Source organism: Methanothrix harundinacea 6Ac (genome assembly GCF_000235565.1).
GTDB classification, from domain to species: domain Archaea; phylum Halobacteriota; class Methanosarcinia; order Methanotrichales; family Methanotrichaceae; genus Methanocrinis; species Methanocrinis harundinaceus.
The window spans coordinates 1,963,114-1,979,084 of the sequence record NC_017527.1; the positions used below are offsets into that span (position 1 = coordinate 1,963,114).

General features: G+C 62.2%; 17 protein-coding genes and 1 tRNA gene. 11 read left to right on the forward strand and 7 right to left on the reverse strand.

The window, feature by feature from the left end:
- Positions 1 to 76: 76 nt before the first annotated feature.
- The 4 genes from MHAR_RS09270 (at position 77) to MHAR_RS09285 (ending at position 4,717) form a co-directional block, all read left to right on the forward strand.
- Positions 77 to 580, forward strand: coding sequence for a hypothetical protein (locus MHAR_RS09270; RefSeq protein ID WP_014587356.1), 504 nt, complete (start codon positions 77 to 79; stop codon positions 578 to 580).
- 33 nt (positions 581 to 613) lie between these two features.
- Entirely contained in the window at positions 614 to 2,791 is a 2,178-nt protein-coding gene (locus MHAR_RS09275) for a Tex family protein (RefSeq protein ID WP_048144999.1), read from the forward strand.
- The gene (locus MHAR_RS09280) at positions 2,772 to 3,470 is read left to right on the forward strand and encodes an HD domain-containing protein (protein WP_014587358.1); all 699 of its coding nucleotides are present in this window, start codon (positions 2,772 to 2,774) and stop codon (positions 3,468 to 3,470) included. Before MHAR_RS09275 ends, MHAR_RS09280 begins: the two co-directional genes overlap by 20 nt.
- A gap of 68 nt (positions 3,471 to 3,538) precedes the next feature.
- Positions 3,539 to 4,717, forward strand: coding sequence for a M24 family metallopeptidase (locus MHAR_RS09285; RefSeq protein WP_143763532.1), 1,179 nt, complete (start codon positions 3,539 to 3,541; stop codon positions 4,715 to 4,717).
- 81 nt (positions 4,718 to 4,798) lie between these two features.
- Here the strand turns inward: MHAR_RS09285 and MHAR_RS09290 are convergent, their stop codons facing one another.
- The 4 genes from MHAR_RS09290 to MHAR_RS14125 all read right to left on the reverse strand — a co-directional run bounded on the left by MHAR_RS09290 (position 4,799) and on the right by MHAR_RS14125 (position 7,392).
- A complete protein-coding gene (locus MHAR_RS09290) occupies positions 4,799 to 5,695 on the reverse strand; it encodes a PDC sensor domain-containing protein (protein WP_048144579.1) in 897 nt (298 codons plus the stop codon).
- Between the two features lie 62 nt (positions 5,696 to 5,757).
- A complete protein-coding gene (locus MHAR_RS09295; protein WP_014587361.1) occupies positions 5,758 to 6,747 on the reverse strand; it encodes a cache domain-containing protein in 990 nt (329 codons plus the stop codon).
- 83 nt (positions 6,748 to 6,830) lie between these two features.
- Complete coding sequence (locus MHAR_RS09300) at positions 6,831 to 7,166, reverse strand: hypothetical protein (RefSeq protein ID WP_014587362.1); 336 nt, start codon at positions 7,164 to 7,166, stop codon at positions 6,831 to 6,833.
- Between the two features lie 91 nt (positions 7,167 to 7,257).
- Entirely contained in the window at positions 7,258 to 7,392 is a 135-nt protein-coding gene (locus MHAR_RS14125; protein WP_266335511.1) for a hypothetical protein, read from the reverse strand.
- 97 nt (positions 7,393 to 7,489) lie between these two features.
- Here MHAR_RS14125 and MHAR_RS09305 point away from each other — a divergent pair, with 97 nt between their 5' ends.
- Positions 7,490 to 8,644 (forward strand): DUF2202 domain-containing protein, encoded by a 1,155-nt coding sequence (locus MHAR_RS09305; RefSeq protein ID WP_187287809.1) that lies wholly within the window; start codon positions 7,490 to 7,492, stop codon positions 8,642 to 8,644.
- A 63-nt stretch (positions 8,645 to 8,707) separates the two neighbouring features.
- Here MHAR_RS09305 and MHAR_RS09310 read toward each other — a convergent pair whose 3' ends face one another.
- Positions 8,708 to 9,187, reverse strand: coding sequence for an MSMEG_6728 family protein (locus MHAR_RS09310; protein ID WP_014587364.1), 480 nt, complete (start codon positions 9,185 to 9,187; stop codon positions 8,708 to 8,710).
- Between the two features lie 68 nt (positions 9,188 to 9,255).
- On the reverse strand, positions 9,256 to 9,969 hold the full coding sequence (locus tag MHAR_RS12585; RefSeq protein WP_014587365.1) for a class I SAM-dependent methyltransferase: 714 nt from the start codon (positions 9,967 to 9,969) through the stop codon (positions 9,256 to 9,258).
- Positions 9,970 to 10,209: 240 nt separating this feature from the next.
- Here MHAR_RS12585 and MHAR_RS09320 point away from each other — a divergent pair, with 240 nt between their 5' ends.
- The 6 genes from MHAR_RS09320 to MHAR_RS09345 all read left to right on the forward strand — a co-directional run bounded on the left by MHAR_RS09320 (position 10,210) and on the right by MHAR_RS09345 (position 14,880).
- The gene (locus MHAR_RS09320) at positions 10,210 to 10,539 is read left to right on the forward strand and encodes a nucleotidyltransferase family protein (RefSeq protein WP_014587366.1); all 330 of its coding nucleotides are present in this window, start codon (positions 10,210 to 10,212) and stop codon (positions 10,537 to 10,539) included.
- Positions 10,536 to 10,874, forward strand: a complete 339-nt coding sequence (locus tag MHAR_RS09325; RefSeq protein WP_143763377.1) for a HepT-like ribonuclease domain-containing protein — start codon at positions 10,536 to 10,538, stop codon at positions 10,872 to 10,874. The genes MHAR_RS09320 and MHAR_RS09325 overlap by 4 nt, the downstream gene beginning before the upstream one ends.
- Before the next feature lie 291 nt (positions 10,875 to 11,165).
- Complete coding sequence (locus MHAR_RS09330) at positions 11,166 to 12,461, forward strand: AAA family ATPase (protein WP_014587368.1); 1,296 nt, start codon at positions 11,166 to 11,168, stop codon at positions 12,459 to 12,461.
- On the forward strand, positions 12,458 to 13,294 hold the full coding sequence (locus MHAR_RS12590; RefSeq protein WP_014587369.1) for a formylmethanofuran dehydrogenase subunit C: 837 nt from the start codon (positions 12,458 to 12,460) through the stop codon (positions 13,292 to 13,294). Before MHAR_RS09330 ends, MHAR_RS12590 begins: the two co-directional genes overlap by 4 nt.
- On the forward strand, positions 13,260 to 14,804 hold the full coding sequence (locus MHAR_RS09340; protein WP_014587370.1) for a VWA domain-containing protein: 1,545 nt from the start codon (positions 13,260 to 13,262) through the stop codon (positions 14,802 to 14,804). The genes MHAR_RS12590 and MHAR_RS09340 overlap by 35 nt, the downstream gene beginning before the upstream one ends.
- A 3-nt stretch (positions 14,805 to 14,807) precedes the next feature.
- Positions 14,808 to 14,880 (forward strand) — tRNA-His (locus MHAR_RS09345).
- 174 nt (positions 14,881 to 15,054) lie between these two features.
- On the opposite strand, the gene wrbA is transcribed toward MHAR_RS09345, so the two are convergent.
- Complete coding sequence (gene wrbA / locus MHAR_RS09350) at positions 15,055 to 15,669, reverse strand: NAD(P)H:quinone oxidoreductase (protein WP_014587371.1); 615 nt, start codon at positions 15,667 to 15,669, stop codon at positions 15,055 to 15,057.
- Positions 15,670 to 15,971: the final 302 nt, after the last annotated feature.

Sequence of the window (15,971 nt, forward strand, 5' to 3'; positions counted from 1 at the left end):
AGCCGGACCCCAGGGACGATCTCTGGATTTATCTAGTTTGGAGACGACTTGAACCCGGTGGCTTGAGGGATGAGAGATGTCTGCTCGCGTAAGTAAGTTCGAACGGGGCGTCGTCGACGCCTTCGAGGGGTCGGTGCAGGACCGCAGGAGCGGTAAGATCGAGACGGAGGAAGACCTTTTGGCCTCCCTTTATCACCACCTCCGGGCCCACACAGATAAAAACAAATTAATCACTATGCTGATCAACCGCCCCGTCGGGGAGTGCCGCCCCGATATCTCGATCTTCAAGGGGGAAGAGTGCCTGGTGGTGATAGAGCTTCTGATGGATTCGAAGGAAGGGGGGAAGACTACCCCCTACCACCGATCCCAGCTCAAGGAGAGCATCGAGAAGCTGAAACTCTGCTCAGCCATCTCGGAGAGGGGGTACCTCATCCACATAGACGAGGGGGAGCCGGGGTTTGAAGACGGCTTCGCGGAGTGGAAGGAGGATTACTACCGGAACCTCTGGCACGAGGTCGATGGGGAGAAGACCTACCTCTTCGAGGTGAAGAAGGGGAGGCCCAACAAGCGGAGGGTGTAGTCTTTGAACTCTGGCAACCGGTCGGGGGCTATCATGAATGAGCTGCCCATCGCCCTCATCGGAAGAGAGCTCGGCCTCCGGGAGAAGCAGGTCCATGCCGCCCTCGCCCTCCTGGAGGACGGAAAGACGATCCCCTTCATCGCCAGGTACAGGAAGGAGGCGACGGGGGGGCTCGACGAGGTCGCCCTAGCGGCAGTCCGGGACCGGGCAGAACTGATCCGCGAGCTGGACCGGAGGCGCTCCTCCATCCTGAGGTCTCTCCGAGAGAGGGAGGTCCTCACCGAGGAGCTCGAGAAGAGGATTCTGGAGGCACCGACGATCGCCGTCCTAGAGGACCTCTACCTTCCCTTCAGGCCGAAGCGGAGGACCCGGGCCTCCGTCGCCCGGGAGAGGGGTCTTCTGCCCTTGGCAGATCGGATCTTCGACCAGGGGGAGATCGACCCTGGGGCTGAGGCGGCGAAGTTTTTAGATCCCGAGAGGGAGGTCGGGTCGGTGGACGAGGCCCTGGCGGGGGCTCGCGACATCATCGCGGAGAGGATCAGCGAGGACCCGGGGGCTAGGTCTAGGATCCGCGACCTCTTCCTGAGGGAGGGCATTCTGCGGTCGAAGGTCTCCGGCCCCCTGGAGGGGGAGGGGTCCAAGTACCGGGATTACGCCGACTGTTCTGAGATCCTATCCAAGGCGCCGTCTCATCGGGTCATGGCGATCTTGAGGGGTAAAAAAGAGGGTTTTCTGACGCTCCACGTCGAGCCGCCTCAGGAGAAGGCAACGGCGATTCTGGAGTTGCTCTTTCTGCGAAGGAGGAGGAGAGGCCCCGCCTCTCCCGCCACCGATGAGGTCAGGAGTGCATTGGAGGACGGCTACAAGAGGCTTCTTGCGCCGTCCATGGAGAGGGAGAGCCTCTCGGCGGCGAGGGAGAGGGCTATGGAGAGGGCGATCGGGGTCTTCGCGGAGAACCTCCGCCACCTCCTCCTGGAGCCCCCCCTGGGGGAGAGGACGGTCATGGCCATCGATCCTGGATTTCGGACCGGATGCAAGGTCGTCATCCTCGACCGTTCCGGATCCCTCCTCGCCAAGGAGGTGATCTTCCCCCACCCTCCCCCAAGGGCGGTCCAGGAGGCGGAGAGGAAGATCCTCGATCTCTGCGAGAGGTTTGGTGTGGAGTTCATAGCCGTCGGGAACGGGACCGCCGGGAGGGAGACCGAGGAGTTCCTTCGGGGGCTCGGGATCCCGGGGGACGTCCCCATCGTCATGGTGGATGAGGCGGGAGCCTCCGTCTACTCCACCTCCAGGGCCGCGAGGGAGGAGTTCCCCGAGGAGGACGCAACCATTAGAAGCGCCATCTCCATCGGGAGGAGGCTCCAGGACCCCCTGGCGGAGCTGGTGAAGATCGATCCGAAATCCATCGGCGTCGGCCAGTACCAGCACGACGTCGACGAGAAGGCCCTCAAGATGAAGCTCGACGAGGTCGTCGAAATTTCCGTCAACGCCGTGGGGGTGGACCTGAACACGGCGAGCATAGAGCTCCTATCCCGGGTCGCGGGGCTGGGGCCGAAGCTTGCCAGGTCGATAGTCCTCTATCGGGAAGAGAACGGCCCCTTCCGGACGAGGGAGGAGCTCAAAAAGGTCCCCGGCCTGGGCCCTCGGGCCTTCGAGCAGGCGGCGGGCTTCCTCCGAATTAGAGGTGGCGACGACCCCCTGGACGGATCCGCCGTCCACCCCGAGAGCAGCGGGATCGTCGAGGCTATGGCTGGAGATCTCGGCGCCACCGTCGAGGATCTGATCAGAGACCCCCACCTCCAGGAGCGGATCGAGGCCGAGAGGTACGTCACCGAGAAGGCGGGGCTTCCGACGATCCGGGACATCCTCGCGGAGCTCGCGAAGCCCGGGAGAGATCCCCGTCGGGAGTTTGAGCTCTTCAGCTTCGCTCCAGGGGTGACGAAGATCGAGGACCTGCGGCCGGGGATGAGCCTTCCGGGGACGGTGACGAACGTCGCCGCCTTCGGCGCCTTCGTCGACGTCGGGGTCCATCAGGACGGCCTCGTCCACAAGAGCGAGCTCGCCGACCGGTTCGTCCGGGACCCGGCGGAGGTGGTGAGGGTCCACCAGAAGGTCGAGGTCACCGTCCTGAAAGTGGACCTGGAGAGAAAGAGGATATCCCTATCGATGAGGAAGAGGCTTGAGGTGGCGGATGGCGAGGCTCGACCCTGAAGGGCGGAGGGGTGATACCCCGGCGGATGGATCTAAAGACTGCGATATCATCGAGGCCGATCTGATCAAGGAGATAGGAGCCCTCTACGAAGGCAAAGACCCCGCCCACGACCTCTCTCACGCCCTGAGGGTCTATCGGATCGCGAGAGCGATCGGGGAGGCGGAGGGCGCGGACTCGATGATCGTCGCCCTCGCCGCCCTCCTCCACGACGCCGCCTCCGGATCTAAGCTCCGGGAAAGGTCAGAGGAGGCGGAGGAGAGGGGGCTTGAGATCATCCAGGATATCATGAAGAGGTGGGGATATCCTGATGAGGTGATCGGAGGGGTCCTCCGCGCCGTGGAGGTCCACAGCTACTCGAGGGGGATCGAGCCCGCCACCCTGGAGGCGATGGTCCTCCAGGACGCCGACCGGCTCGACGCCCTGGGGGCGATCGGGATCGCCAGGGTTTTTATGACGGGCGGCGCCCTCGGCCGTCCCCTCTACGACCCCCAGGACCCCTTCTGCCGGGGGCGGGAGCCGGACGATCTGAGGTGGAACCTGGACCACTTCTATAAAAAGATACTGAGGCTGGAGGGAGGGATGCACACCGGGGCGGCGAAGAGGCTCGCGAGGAAGAGGGGTGAAGTCGTGAGGAGATACCTCGCGGATCTGGAAGAGGAGATCTCGAAAGGGATATAGGGACGGAAGGCCGAACCCGTCGGGAGGAAGGGCGGATTGGGCCAAGGAGGATAGAGATGGCGGGAGATATGGAGTTTGTTCTGCACCCCAAGGCGGAGATCGAGGATAGAGTAGAGAGGCTACAGAGCCGTATGGAGGGGCTCACGGGAGCGATCATCTTCCAGGCGGTGGACATGCTCTACTTCTCGGGGACCGCCCAGGAGGGGCTCGTCTACGTCCCGGCGGATCCGGAGGCCGAGGCCGTAGTCATGGTGAGAAAGAGCCTTGATAGGGCGAGGGAGGAGTCGCCCCTGGACGTCTCCCCCCTCAAGAGCATGAAGAGCCTAAAGGCCGACCTCGCCATCCCCGAGGGGGCGAAGATCGGCCTGGAGCTGGACGTCCTCCCCTTCAACAACTACGAACGGGTGAAGGCCGCCCTTCCTGATGCTGAATTCAAAGACGTCTCCGAGCCCATAAGGATGGTCAGGTCCGTCAAGTCGAAGTTCGAGATCCGCCTCATCAGGGCCGCGGCCCGGATCCTCGACGCGGGGATAGGCTCGGTCCCCGACCATCTGGAAGAGGGGATGGCCGAGATCGAGCTTGCGGCAAAGCTAGAGGCGGAGATGCGGGCCCTCGGCCATTCGGGGTCGCTCCGGTTCCGCAGGTTCAATCAGGAGCTTCCCATGGGCCACCTGATGGCGGGGCCGAGCGCGGCGTACCCGAGCTTCGTCGCCTCGCCGACAGGCGGCATCGGCCCCTCCCTCCTCCAGCCCCAGGGGCCTGGCTTTCGGAAGATCAGGAAAAACGAGCCGATCCTCGTAGACTACGGCGGGGTCTACAACGGCTACATCGCCGACGAGACGAGGATCTTCTCCCTCGGCCCTCTTTCAAAGGAGCTGGAGGAGGCCCACGCCGCGGCCCTGGAGGTGGAGAGGGGGATCGCCGAATCCTTGCGCCCCGGAAACTCTGGCCGGGAGATATACGAGATCTCCGAGGCGCTCGGAGAGGAGCTGGGCTACAGAGACCGCCTCGGCGGCCCTGTCGGCGCAAAATGCGGCTTCGTCGGCCACGGCGTCGGCCTGGAGATCGACGAGTATCCCGTCCTCGGCCCCGTAGACCACGAGATTCTGCCGAATATGACCGTCGCCGTCGAGCCGAAGATGATCTATCCGGGGGTCGGGGTCGTCGGGATCGAGGACACCTTCCTCACCACCGATTTGGGCCCGAAGAGGCTGACGAGGCTCCCCCAGGAGATATGGCGGGTCTGACGGCTGGGCCATCAGAACGCCAACGCCATCCCTGAGGTCTCCGACGATCCAGATCGAGAAAAAAAGTAGCGAGGGGCATTCTCAATCCACGATTCTGGTGACGATGATCCTCCACTCCCGGCCGTGGAGCCCGACGGTCGTCCAGTAGCTCTCCTTGGTGACGACCCGCTCGTCCTCTTCGGTGACCTGAAAGGTGTAGTACCCGTGTCCTGCCCTCTCGGCGACGATCCTCTCCCCCAGGTCGAGGAGGCTTGAGAAGGGCTGGTAGAGGGGGTCCTCAAAGAGGAGCTTTCCGATCTGGCTCTCGTCCCGGTCGTAGGCGATGAGGCCGTCGAGGTGCATCGACCAGAAGCTGTAGTCGGTGATGTTGGACCGGGTGGAGGTGTCGAACCGCAGCTTGGGGGCCACCAGGGCGTCCATCAGCTCTTCAGGCTTGAGGATCGCGCTGATGCCGCCGATGAACTTCCCCTCCGGAGAGATGACCGGATATGCGATGGCCGTCCCGTGGTAGCCCTCCACCAGCAGAAACTGCCCGCTGAAGGTGGGATTCTTCGTCCTCAGGATTTGGGCTATATGCTCCTGGCCGCTGATATCCTCCCCCTCGCCGCCCTCGCACCCCTCGCATTCGGCGACTAGGATCTTCCCCTCTTCGCTGAAGGTCACCGCCTCGACGAGGTCTGAGTTTTCGGCAAGAAGGCCCCGCAGGACCTCCCGAGCGCCGTCCCCCTCCAGCCCCGAAGCCGAGAGGTCGCCGGACGCCTTCGCCACGGCCATGTCCAGATCCTCCAGGCTTCCCTGCAGATCCGCCTGGATCTGGAGGAGGAGGAAGGGCATCTCGATCGAAGGCTCTTCAAAAGACGAGATGGCTCCTCCCGCATCCTCCCCCGCGGCGGCGAAGGCGCAGAAGATGAGAGCGGCCAAGGCTGCCGCTCCGAGGTGGCTCATCTCCCAAGCTCCAGAACGCTTCTTTCTCTCCATAAGGCATCACTCCGTCATTCTGAAGGGAGATCATCTCTCCACCTCTACTTCAATTGATCTATCTAAACCGGCACCTCAGCGTAGATCCCCGAGCCCAAAAACCAGGATCCATCTACGTCGGAGACATAGCTCAGCTTCAAAGCCGGCCTCATCCCCCGGGACGAGTCGGGATATATGTAGTAGATGTATCCTCGGCCCAGGCTGGCCGTCTCGATAGCCTCCCGGATAAAACGGACCCCGATCGGATCGGAGGCCTCGATCCTGCTGCTCCCCAGGAGCTCCGGCTGGTGGGGGAGGGCGAGGGTGACCCCATCATAGTCGTAGGCGAAGATGTAACGGCCATCCCTGGTGAAGCTGCCGGAGGGGTCGTTATAGACCGCCAGTCCCCCCTCTCTCCCGTTAGCGAGGGCGAAGCTCTTCGCCTCCTCGACATAGGCGACCAGTCCATCCCTCTCCTCCTGATCGAAGGATGCAGAGACCTCCGGGAGGTAGAGGCCGGAGCCGAGCCACCAGCCGTCGTCGACCTTCATCGCATAGCCTATCTTGAACTCGTCTCTGCCACCGTCGGCGGGGTTTGGGAAGATGAAGTAGGTGAACCCATAACCCGGGCGCGCAGCGTTCACCAGATTTCTGATGTAGAGGACGCCATTGGAGTCAGTCTCGTTAATCTTGCTTTCGCCTATCCAGTCCGGCTTGAAGGGATGGGCGATATTCGTTCCATTGAAGTCGTAGGCGTAGATGTAGAGCTCACCCCGGACGAAGGAGCCGTTCTTCTTGCTGAACTCTTCCAGGGCCGCCTCCCTCCCCTTCTCCTGGGCGAAGGCTACGGCAGACTGGACGAAGGCTACCAGCTCATCGACCTTCTCTGGGGCGATTGGCGCCGGATTCTCCTCTTCCTCTCCTTCAGCCTCTCCCAGGGCTGCTGGGACGAGGAGGGCAGCCCCCACCAAGAAAAAGAAGATTGCCAATAATATATTCTTACTGTTCATATCTAACACCAGCATTGAGACGACGGTGCAGAACCATCCTCTGCCGTCGTCTTTGCGCCGCAATCAGCGGTCTTGGGAGCTCCCTGGGACCCCCCGAAGACGGGGAGAGGACGATCCGATAAAAAAGTGGCGGGCGAATGCGGCGATCATACGTCGAAGTGTTCCAGGATCGCTGGGATGAGCTCTCCCCTCTCCACCAGGCTTTCCGCCACCTGGCGGAACTTCTGGTACTCCTCCCTCTCTCCTTCTGTGACCAGGTCAGGCCTCTCGCCGGTCTGGAGGAGGAATATGAAGAAGCGGAGGGCCCGGCTGTACTCCCTGATCCTCTCAAGCTCCGGGGCACCGGCCCCCTCCCTCCTCCTGGAGACGAGGAGGTCGTCGGCCTCGTACCCCTCCTTCAGGATGGAGGTGAGGACCTCGTGGTATCTCAGATCTTTGATCGATTCGATGAAGCCGTCCAGGTCGCAAGATTTGGAGATCATCCCTCAGGGATCGGCCCGTATGGTTATAATCCTCTTTCCATCCTCCGAAGCATAATCCCTGGGAGGGTCCGGTCCTTCAGTACCCCTCCAGCTACGCCAGCGCCTCCGGAGGGAGGGCCCGGACGACGTCGATCTTCTTTGCGCAGTGGGTCTTGACGCCATACTTCTTGGCGATCGGCCTCAGATCCTTCATCGAGTACTTCTTGGCCTTCTCCTCATCTTGCATGAGCAGTCATCTATCCCGGAATATATTTAAACATTATTTCGGGGATTCCGGTAAAGATCGATATCTTGATATGGGATATCGGGATAAATTATGGTGGGTGTCTTATTTGAGGCTTTTACCAATAATTCTCTTGACCGCCCTCCTCCTCTCCGGGTGCGTGGAGAGGGAGGTGGCCGGGCCGGTGGCGGTGGAGGAGGCAGGAGTTCCGGCGGAGCCGGGATTATGGAACCCCGACGGCGTCATCGCCGAAGGCGAATACTCCGGATACGCCCTCCTCATAGGCCCCGAAGGGCTCGGCTATCCGGGCGGTGACCTGGAGGTCTTCTGGAGGACTGACGATGAACACCTCTACATGGCCCTCCGAGGGGAGACGACGGGCTGGTTGGCCATTGGTTTTTATCCCCGCGAATGGAAGAAGGGCGGTGATGTCGTCATCGGCCGGGTCAACGGGAGGGACGCGGTCGTCGAGGACCAGTACATCATCGACTTCTTCGGCCCCCACATCCCCGATGTAGAACTCAGCGGGACCGATGACATCCTGGAGTTCGGCGGCCTGGAGAAGGGCGGAGTGACGGTGATAGAGTTCAGGAGGAGGCTTGACACAGGTGACGAGTTCGATAGGGCGATAACCCCCGGCGAGGACCTCCCGATAATCTGGTCTATCTCCAGGTCGGAGGACTTAAAGCAGATCCACGACGTCGCCCGGGCCGAAGGGATGCTCCGCCTCGGAGAGGAGACGGCGGGGCCTTCCGCCACCGCTCCTCTCTCAGCCGCGCAGCTGCAGGGGATGGCGTTCATCCTGGAGGAAGAGAGGATGGCAAGAGACCTTTACCTGGAGCTCTATAAGACGACTAGGCTTCCGATCTTCTTGGACGTCGCCAGATCCGAGGAGACCCACATCGCTTCGATCCTGACCCTCATGAAGAGGCGCGGCCTGTCTGCCCCGCCGGAGGCCCCTGGCGTCTATGCCGACGAGACCCTCCAGAAGATTTACGAGGACCTCCTCTCCGGAGCCGACGGCCCCGTGGTTGCCCTGGGGGCGGCAGCCCAGGTGGAGGAGGCCTCCGTCCACGACCTGCGGAAGGAGATCGAGGGGGCTCTCGAGCCTGATCTTATATCGGTCTATGGAGGGCTCATGGTGGGGTCGGAGAAGCACCTTCGGACCTTCGTCAGAGCCCTGGAAGAGCGGGGGGGAGAGTACAATCCCATGATCCTCAGCCAAGAGGAGTTTGACAGGATCGTCAGATACTGATAGGATCGTCAGATAATGGAGGTATTCTGGAGGGCCGGAGACCTCCTCCCTCCCATCTCCACCTCAACTGCCCTCCTCATCTTCGGGGACGGGCCAGAGGTAGCAGAGATCCTTCGGCTCAGTCCAGCCGAAGGCGGAGTAGTGGTCCTGGTCCTTCCGGAGGAGGTTAGACCGGTGGGAGGCGTGAAACTCCTCGGAGCCGAACCAGGTGGGGAGAAATCCCTCCTCCCGCCCCTCGTACCTCCGGCGGAGCTCCGGGAGCTCTGCGCCGCCCATCTCCCGGTTCGCTTCCAGGATCTTCTCCTTGCAGGTGTCCCGATAGCCCCTTCTGGTCCACTCCTCGCAGATGACGACGCCGTAGAGGGCGAGAGCCTCGGGGTTTTTGGACCACATCTTCCATATCGGGTGATTCCTCCACCGGCTTTTTCCGTCCCGGCAGATCCGGAGGAGGACGAGGGCCTCCGACCTCTGCTTTCCCAGGCGCTGCCGATCCAGCACCTCGGCGGACCTCTTGAAGTCGGGGTAGGGGAGGAAGGTCTGCATCTATTGATCCCTCTCATCGGGTTTTCTCTTCGTGGTGAGCGATCCTGCCTTAAAGACCCATTCTGCGATCACGGCCTTCGGCCCGCCATCAGGGCGAGAGAGAGGTACTGCCAGAGGAGGTGGACCCGGTCGAAACCCGCCTCTCGCCACCAGCCGGCCTTCTGGGCCTTGCCGGCGTAGTGGTGGACCTCATCCTTCGCCCGCAGCCCCGATACGAAATCAGAGAGCTCAGGATCATCGATGAGCTCTCTTCTCGCCTCCATCAGCTCGGAGAACCAGACGACCATATCCGACTCCTCCTCGGCGTACCCCTCCACGGCGATCAGCCACCCCCCGGGCTTGAGAAGTTGAAAGCACTTTCCTATGGCGGACCTGTAGCTCTCGAAGTCCAGGTGCTCCAGGACCAGGGTGGAGACGACGGCGTCGAACTCGCTGGAGGCGAGGCCCAGGTCCCAGCCCTCGGCGGCGATGTCTGCGACCCTCGATCCGATCACCGATCCCGGCGAGATGGCAGCGATCTTCTCTTTCGCCGCCACCACCATAGAGGCGGAGCCGTCCAGGAGGAAGATCTCCGCGGCCGGCGACCTCTTGAGGATCGCGGCGGAGGCGTTCCCGGTGCCGCATCCCAGGTCCAGGACCCGAGGGGCGCTGCCGAGGAGCCGCTCTCCTATAAGAGCCGTCGTCTCGATGGCGGTCTCGTACTCCGGGACCACCGTCGACTGGTAGAGGTCATAGGCCAGTGCGTGGCGATCGTAGCATCGGATGGTGGAGCCTTCGGGCATCTTCGATCACTTTAGATTATTCTCGATCTCACGGTCGATACTTCTGATTCGGTTCTCATTTTCTGTCTCCTCGCCGTCTGCATGGATAATTTGGGCAACTCTTATTCTGTGATCTCCGTTAAAGATAGAACGCTTGTGGGAGCCATAAGCAAAACGGCCTCATCTCGAGGTAGGTCAGATCTATCTTGAAGAGCGCTATGTTATTTATATTGTTATCTTCTATTCCATAAAAGAAGATGAATGGGGACTGAAATGACGGGCTCAAACAAAGAGGAAGAGGGATCCCTCGACGAGATTCTATATATCCTCAGTAAGAACAAGCCAGTTCTCGCCGAGCGCTACAAGGTGAAATCTCTTGGCGTCTTCGGCTCCCAGGTGAGGGGCGAGGCTCGGAGAGATAGCGATGTCGACATCCTGGTGGAGTTCGAGGAGACCCCAGACCTCTTCAGGTTCATGGACCTGGAGGATGACCTGGTCGCTCTTCTCAGGCGAAGGGTGGACCTGGTCACAAAGCGCGCTCTAAAGGGCAATATTGGAAAGAGGATCCTGAGCGAGGTCGTTGAGGTGTGAAAGAAAAAAGAGACCATCTCGATTATCTGCAGGATATACTCTCCATGATCGAAAAGGTCGAGGAGTTTACCGAAGACCTTTCTCTGGAGGAGTTCGAGGAGAGCGAGATGGTTTACTTTGCTGTGATCCGCGCACTCGAGGTCATGGGGGAGGCCGCAAAGCAAGTCCCTACAGAGGTGAAACGGAGGTATCCGGAAGTCCCCTGGAGCAGAATGGCCGGTATGAGGGATAAAATGATCCACGGATACTTCGGAGTAGACCTGCATATCGTTTGGGAGACGGCAACTCGTTCCATCCCCAATACAATCATTCGCTCACCTCATACAGCATCATAAGCCCCTTTATTAGATATTTTGGGTCTTTGAGGACGCCGCCAGCAGTTTTATCTTCATCACCTCCAAGCGAGACGCATTTGAAACGAATCGGTCTTTCCCCCCCCCCGGCCGACCGAAACCTTTATATTCGACAAATGCCGAAGTACAGCACGGCATTTAACGTGCCATTTCCTCCCTCCTTTACCCTCTATTTTTTTCTTCATCTCCTCCAGGCAAAACCATCTCTTTGAACCTTGGTCCCTCTACCTTTTTCGTCTCCTTTAAATAAGACCAGATCCCCCTTTTCACCATATGCCCGACCCTCTCCGGAAGATCGAAGACCTGGCCTGCGCCCTCCAGGAGCTACGCCTCCACGTAGGCGCCGCCGACCTCCAGGTGGCGGACCGGAAGGTGAACGGCCAGCTCTACCTCTCCCTCGCCAACGCCTGTCTGAGGAACAGGGCGGCCCTCCTCTACGGCGGGATGGGGGCGAACAAGACGACTCTGGTGAACCTTTTGGGCTCGGCCTTCACCGGCCTCTCCTTCGACGAGGTGGAGAACCTGATGATCACCGGCCACCCGGAGCAGACCGAGGAGAAGATCGTGGGTTTCATCGACCCGCGCCAGTGGTCCTGCCTCCCCCACCCGTCGGGATCTCCGGGCGAGGAGCCCTCACCCATCCAGGTCCTCTGGACCCCCTGGGCCCGATCGAGGTGGAAGGTGATAAACGAGATCAACCGGTTCCCCTCCGGAAAGCAGAACCTCTTCCTCGAGCTCCTCCAGAAGAGGAAGATCGGCTACGCTGGAGAGACCCTGGAGCTCGGAGACACCTGCTACTTCGCCACCATGAACCCGGACTTCTCCGCCACTTACCCCCTGGACGAGGCGCTCCTCGACAGGATATCGATCTCTGTCCCGGCGGCCCAGCCCGACTTCCTCGCCGGCCTAGCCCTGGCGGAACGGGAGCGGGAGGTCTCCGAGCTGGCGGAGGCCCTTCCGAGGCTCACCGCCGAGGAGTTTAGGGAGCTGCCAGGGCTCGTCGCAGGAGTCCGCCTCGACGGCCAGGTGGAGCTCTCGATAATATCCCTCCTCCGGGACTTCACCCTCTGTGAGAGGGCCCCCTCCTTCGACAAGACCCAGCTCACGGGCGGATCGAAGCCGAGCCGGGGGCTCTGCGCCGGATGCCACTACTTCAACAACCCCGAGGTCTGCTGCTGGCAGGTGGACGAGGGGCTCTCCGACAGGGTGAGGCAGGACCTCAGGTCCTACACCAGGGCCGTCGCCCTCCTCCTCGGCCTCGACGGCTCCGACGGGTTGATCGAGGTCATGAGGGCCGTCGCCCCTTACGTCATCTGGCATCGGGTCTCCCCCGACAGGACGATGCTGGAGCGCCCCCCCTACTACGGAGCCGGGCGGCTCCAGTACGTCCGGGACCTCGTCGAGAAGAGCATCAACAGGACCCTGAACGAGAGGGGCGAGATGAACATCATCTTCGCCCGGGCCGTCGACGGCGAGATCTCTTCACAGGAGGCGCTGGAGGAGCTCTCAAAGAGCGACGACCCGATAGCGAGGCTCGACTATGTCAAGGCCCTGGAGAGGATGGTTTGAAGCTGAAGGGGCTGATGGAGGAGGCGTACCGGGGAAGGGTGAGGGAGAAGAAGAGGCTTGAAGAGAGGAGGGGCGAGTTTCTCCTGGGGTTTGAGGACCTGGCCGCGAGGCTGAAGGAGAGGCCGAAGAGGGAGGAGGTGGAGCTCCTCGCGCCCCAGGACGGCGAATCGATCCGGGAACTCCTCATGTCCGCCTCCCCCCGGGACAAGAAGGAGGGAACGATCTGGGGATATCTCACCAGCATCGCCGCTGAGAGGCTCCCATCGCCCCTGGTGATCCCCCCCCGGAACTATGCGGGGCTGGAGCTGGCGGGTGGGACTCTGATCCTGGACGGCGGAACGCCCCCCTCCGGCGGGGCGGAGAAGGCTCCTTGGAGGAGGGCTCACCACCTGGGGGAGAGGATGTCGGGGGGGAGGCTCGTCGTCCTGGGTGGCGCTGGCGACTACCTGGGGCAGGAGATGAGGGGCGGGGGGATTGTAGCCCTCTCCTGCGGGGATTACGCCTTCAGGAAGATGGCCGGCGGATGGGGTGTCGTCCGGGGGGCGGCTGGAAACTACCTGGCTGTAGGAAACTCCGGAGGGAGGGTGGTGGTGAAGGGCGGGGCAGGGGCGAGGTCGGGGTGGCTGATGAGGTCGGGTAGGATCAGAATAGGTGGAGATGCGGGCGAGTACCTGGGGCTGATGATGAGGGGAGGGGAGATCTCGGTCGGGGGCGGGGCCGGAGCCAGGGCCGGCTGGAGGATGAAGGGCGGCCTGATCGAGGCCGGGGATTACGGTCCGGAGGCGGGGGCTGAGAGGGTTGGGGGGAGACTCCTCCGAAGAGAGGATCTCTGAGATCTGGGAGAGGTCCAGGTCCAACTGGCACCGCCCCCAGCTCCCAAGGCCGATCGTCTACGGGTCCGGAGGGGGCGAGGGGTTTCCCTTCAGAAGCTATCGGATCGTCGTCGGGGAAGATGAGCTTGAGAGGGGCGATCTCTATATCGAGAACCTCTTCGACCACCTGATCGTCCACTACCTCTTATGCCCCCGGTCCCTCGATACGGCGGGAAGGCTCGCCCTGGCGGCCCTGGCCGGCCTTGAGGGCCGCTCCGATGGCCTGGCGAGGCGGATGGTGAACATCTTCTCCGACATCGTCGTCGATACCTTCCGCCTCCAGAGGAGCGAGGAGGACGAGGAGAAGGTCCTCCTCGGCTGGAGGGAGCTGGCAAGGCGGGAGCTATCACCCCTGGACGGGGCGGTGGTGGGGCTGTTGGGGCTGCTCTGGGGGGTAGACCTACCCTGCCGGGACCGGCCTGAGGCGGAGGAGCTCCTCTCGATCTTCAGCTGGGGGGTGAAGGATAGGTCGAGGTGGCCGAGGCAGTGCCAGCAGATGGCGAGGACCCTCGGGGCCCTGGCCCCGGGGATCCTGGGGGGCGGGAGGGTTCCATCGATGGAGGGGCTGGGAGGAGACGCTCCCTCGCCCCCCCTCTCGGGGATAGCCTCGGAGGTGGAGCCGGAGGAGTACCGCAAGGCCCTCTCGGTCCTGGGGATCGATGGGGACCTCGTCCGATGGTACCGGGACCAGAGCTACAGCATCGTGATCAGGCCTGCAGGGATCGCCAAAAAGAGCTTCTACCCCTCGGGGCTCGTCAAGTGGAGGTTCTCGGATCCTCCCAGCGAGCTGGACGTCCCCTACTCCCTCAGCCTCGCGCCCCGGCTCATCCCCGGAGTCACCACCTACAGGAGAAGCCAGGAGTGGTGCGGGATGAAGGCGGGGAGCGAGCGGGTCCCCGACCTCCTCGTCGTCCTGGACAGCAGCGGCTCGATGGACGGCCACCGCCGGGGGACGAAGACCCACGCGGCGACCCTCGCCGCCTTCAAGGCGAGCATCTTCGCCCATTCCCGGGGGGCGGAGGTGGCGGCGATCAGCTTCAGCGACCGGATGGTTATCCAGAAGTGGACGAGGGATATAGCCGCCGTAGAAATGGTCCTCGTCCAGCACCTGGGGTCCCGGACCCACATCCCCGGCCAGGAGGTGCTGAATCTCACGAAGGAGAGGCCCGGCTGCCTCATCCTCTGCATCACCGACACCCACATCCAGAACCTCTACGGCGAATGGGAGGCCATCCAGGAGGCGGCAGCCATAGGAAGGTTCGTCCTCTTCTCCATCGACGAGGCTAACAAGAACAGGCTGGTGGAGGAGGCCCTCGGAGAGCTGGGAGCCGTCTACCACATAAACCGCCTCGACGACCTCCTCTCCCTCGTCATCGAGACCGCCGAGGAGGCCTATCGCCCCCGGGAGGCTCGGCGGGGGCGGAGCAACGGGGAAAGTTTTATCTCCTCCGAGCGAATGGGGTCAGGCTGAAGTGCCGGGGTAGGGTAGTTGGACATCCTTTGGGACTGTGGATCCCATGACCCGGGTTCGAATCCCGGCTCCGGCCCTAACTAACCGACCGATTTTCCATCACCATCCCCCACCTATTCATTCCCCCCCCCGGCATTCATGCCGGGGAAGGGATTCGCGGGGTCTTATCAGATCGAAAAGAAAAAAAATTACGTGGAGAGGTCTAAAGGGTCCCGCCTCCTTGCTGATCGACGGGCAGGACCCGAGACCCTCAGCCGACGATCTTAGACGTGATCTCTGCAATGTGCTTTCCCTGGAACCGGGCGGCAGCAAGCTCCGTCTCGCTCGGCCACCTCTCGCCAGCTCTACCTACGATGGTGGAGGCCCCGTAGGGGGAACCCCCGGCGACGGAGTCGATCCTCCTCTGGTTCTCGAAGGTGTAGGGGAGGCCGACGACGATCATCCCCAGGTGGAGGAGGGTCGGGATGAAGGCGAGGATCGCCGCCTCCTGGCCGCCGTGCTGGGACCCGGAGGAGACGAAGACCCCTCCCACCTTCCCCACCAGGAGGTTATTCCTCCAGAGGTCGCCGGTGGAGTCGAGGAAGCTCCTCATCTGCCCCGCCATGTTCCCCAGGTAGGAAGGCGTCCCGAAGACTATGGCATCCGCCTCCGCCAGCTCCTCGACTCTGCAGACCGGAACCTCTGAGAAGATCTCCGCCGCCTCGGCGGAGGCCCCCCTCCTTGCCAGCTCCGCCTCCGAGAGGGTCTCGGGGACCCGGCGCATTTCGACCTTTGCTCCCTTCACCTGGTGGGCTCCCTCGGCCACCGCCTCGGCCAGCCGGTGGGTGTGGCCGTTCATGGTGTAGTATAATACCAGTACCTTCAACCGATCTACCTCCAGAGAATTTACGCCGGCAAACTATTTCTAATTTGTTGGTGGAAGGCTCCTGGATCAGAGGATGATGGAATAATAGCTGGACAAACTTGGATGATGCGGGATTTTGAGCGGTCGGGTTCGGAGGATATCATCCTCTGGGGAACTCTGAACCGAAAAAAAACACCTGCGGAGAGGCCGGGCGGGGATTGAAGGACGGGCCCCGCCGCCCCTTCCTCCCACCCTGCCCGGCACCGGTCTCGAATCTGCCGGCCCGGGGATCCGGTGGTCCCGCGGATGGGTCGATGGGCCGA

Excerpts from the sequence above, each read along its gene's own strand:
- MHAR_RS09270 (WP_014587356.1), top strand. The coding sequence starts at position 77 with ATGTCTGCTCGCGTAAGTAAGTTCGAACGGGGCGTCGTCGACGCCTTC.
- MHAR_RS09275 (WP_048144999.1), top strand. The coding sequence starts at position 614 with ATGAATGAGCTGCCCATCGCCCTCATCGGAAGAGAGCTCGGCCTCCGG.
- MHAR_RS09280 (WP_014587358.1), top strand. The coding sequence starts at position 2,772 with ATGGCGAGGCTCGACCCTGAAGGGCGGAGGGGTGATACCCCGGCGGAT.
- MHAR_RS09285 (WP_143763532.1), top strand. The coding sequence starts at position 3,539 with ATGGAGTTTGTTCTGCACCCCAAGGCGGAGATCGAGGATAGAGTAGAG.
- MHAR_RS09290 (WP_048144579.1), bottom strand. The coding sequence starts at position 5,695 with ATGGAGAGAAAGAAGCGTTCTGGAGCTTGGGAGATGAGCCACCTCGGA.
- MHAR_RS09300 (WP_014587362.1), bottom strand. The coding sequence starts at position 7,166 with ATGATCTCCAAATCTTGCGACCTGGACGGCTTCATCGAATCGATCAAA.
- MHAR_RS14125 (WP_266335511.1), bottom strand. The coding sequence starts at position 7,392 with ATGCAAGATGAGGAGAAGGCCAAGAAGTACTCGATGAAGGATCTGAGG.
- MHAR_RS09310 (WP_014587364.1), bottom strand. The coding sequence starts at position 9,187 with ATGCAGACCTTCCTCCCCTACCCCGACTTCAAGAGGTCCGCCGAGGTG.
- MHAR_RS12585 (WP_014587365.1), bottom strand. The coding sequence starts at position 9,969 with ATGCCCGAAGGCTCCACCATCCGATGCTACGATCGCCACGCACTGGCC.
- MHAR_RS09320 (WP_014587366.1), top strand. The coding sequence starts at position 10,210 with ATGGGGACTGAAATGACGGGCTCAAACAAAGAGGAAGAGGGATCCCTC.
- MHAR_RS09330 (WP_014587368.1), top strand. The coding sequence starts at position 11,166 with ATGCCCGACCCTCTCCGGAAGATCGAAGACCTGGCCTGCGCCCTCCAG.